At 70.8% G+C, this 1690-nt stretch carries 1 protein-coding gene and 1 pseudogene; one reads left to right on the plus strand and one right to left on the minus strand.

The annotated features are described in order from the left end of the window. Nucleotides 1–538: pseudogene (locus tag FV222_RS25155) on the plus strand (AMP-binding protein); the annotation flags it as partial. A 321-nt stretch (nt 539–859) separates the two neighbouring features. On the opposite strand, the gene msrP reads toward FV222_RS25155, so the two are convergent. Then, nucleotides 860–1690: protein-methionine-sulfoxide reductase catalytic subunit MsrP (gene msrP, locus FV222_RS25160; protein ID WP_147815921.1), on the minus strand; the 831-nt coding region annotated here is incomplete at its 5' end.

Genomic DNA, 1690 nt, shown 5'->3' on the forward strand with positions numbered 1-1690 from the left:
TAAGCCGGTGCCCGGCCACCGCGTCGCGATCCTGCGACCCGACGGCAGCGAGGCCGGCGTGGACGAGCCGGGCGAGATCGCCGTCGCCCGCCCCGACCCGGTGATGTTCCTGCGCTACTGGAACCAGCCGGAGGCGACCGCGCGCAAGTTCACCGGCGACTGGATGCTCACCGGCGACCAGGCACGACGCGACGCCGACGGCTACGTCCACTTCGTCGGCCGCGACGACGACCTCATCACCTCGGCGGCCTACCGGATCGGTCCGGCCGAGATCGAGGACTGCCTCTGCACCCATCCGGCGGTGGCGCTCGCCGCCGCGATCGGCAAGCCCGACCCGCTGCGCACCGAGATCGTGAAGGCCTTCGTCGTCCTGCGCCCGGGCCATGCCCCCTCGCCGGAGCTCGCCGACGCGATCCAGGCCTTCGTCCGCACCCGGCTCTCGGCCCACGAATACCCGCGCGAGATCGAATTCCGCGATCACCTGCCGATGACGACAACCGGCAAGATCATCCGCCGGGCGCTGCGCGACGCGGGGTGAAGCACCGGCTCGCCAGGCTCGGTCGGTCCGCCTTGCGGGGAGCCCCCTCTCCCCGCGGGCGGGGAGAGGCCCGCAGGCACCTCGCCGTGCCTGCGGGAAGCGGAGGCGGAGCCGCAGCGGCGGTGAGGGGGAGGTGCCGGACGAGGCTCTTCCGTCGAACCCCCCTCACCGGCGGCTGCCGCCTCGCTTCGCCGACGACGAGGTCGGCGAAGCCCTCTCCCCCACCGAAGTCGGGCCTGCCCGACTTCGGCAGGCAAGATCGGATCTCGGGCAGGCCCGAGATCCGTGCGGCGAGAGGGGATGCGCAGCGACCGACTTGCCTCAGGCGAACAGGCGCTCGCCCTGAAGGTCCTTGTACAAGCCCGCCACCTGCTCGCCGTAGCCGTTGTAGATCAGCGTCGGGACGCGGGTGTCGGTGCCGAGCACGCGTTCGCTCGCCTGGCTCCAGCGCGGGTGCGGCACGGCCGGGTTGACGTTGGCCCAGAAGCCGTACTCGGACGGGCCGAGCGCCTCCCAGAAGGTCTTGGGCCGCTCGGCCACGAACGAGACCTTCACGATCGACTTGATCGACTTGAACCCGTACTTCCACGGCAGTGCGAGGCGGATCGGCGCGCCGAACTGGTTCGGCAGCGGCTTGCCGTAGATGCCGGTGGCGATGAAGGCGAGGTCGTTGCCCGCCTCCTCCATCGTCAGGCCCTCGACATAGGGCCACGGATAGAAGGTACGCTGGCCCGGCGCCATCTTGCGGTCGAGGAAGGTCGTCAGCTGGACGTACTTCGCCCCCGAGGTGGGCTTGGCCAGCGCCACGAGCTTCGCCAGCGGGAAACCGGTCCATGGCACCGCCATCGACCACGCCTCGACGCAGCGGTGGCGGTAGAGCCGCTCCTCCAGGCCGACCTTGCGGATCAGGTCCTCGACCCCGATGTCGAACGGCTTGTCGACGAGGCCGTCGACCTTGATCGTCCACGGGCTGGTCTTGAGGGCGTCGGCCGCCGGCAGCACGGTCTTCGAGGTGCCGAACTCGTAGAAGTTGTTGTAGTCGCCGCTGAACTTTTCAGGGGTCAGCGGACGGTCGAGGGCGTAGGCGTCGTTGCGCGGGGCCGGATAGGGGCCGGTCTCGGCCAGCGCCCGCCCGCCCAGCATCGCCGCCGC

Origin of the sequence: Methylobacterium sp. WL103 (genome assembly GCF_008039885.1) — a bacterium.
Taxonomy (GTDB): domain Bacteria; phylum Pseudomonadota; class Alphaproteobacteria; order Rhizobiales; family Beijerinckiaceae; genus Methylobacterium; species Methylobacterium cerastii.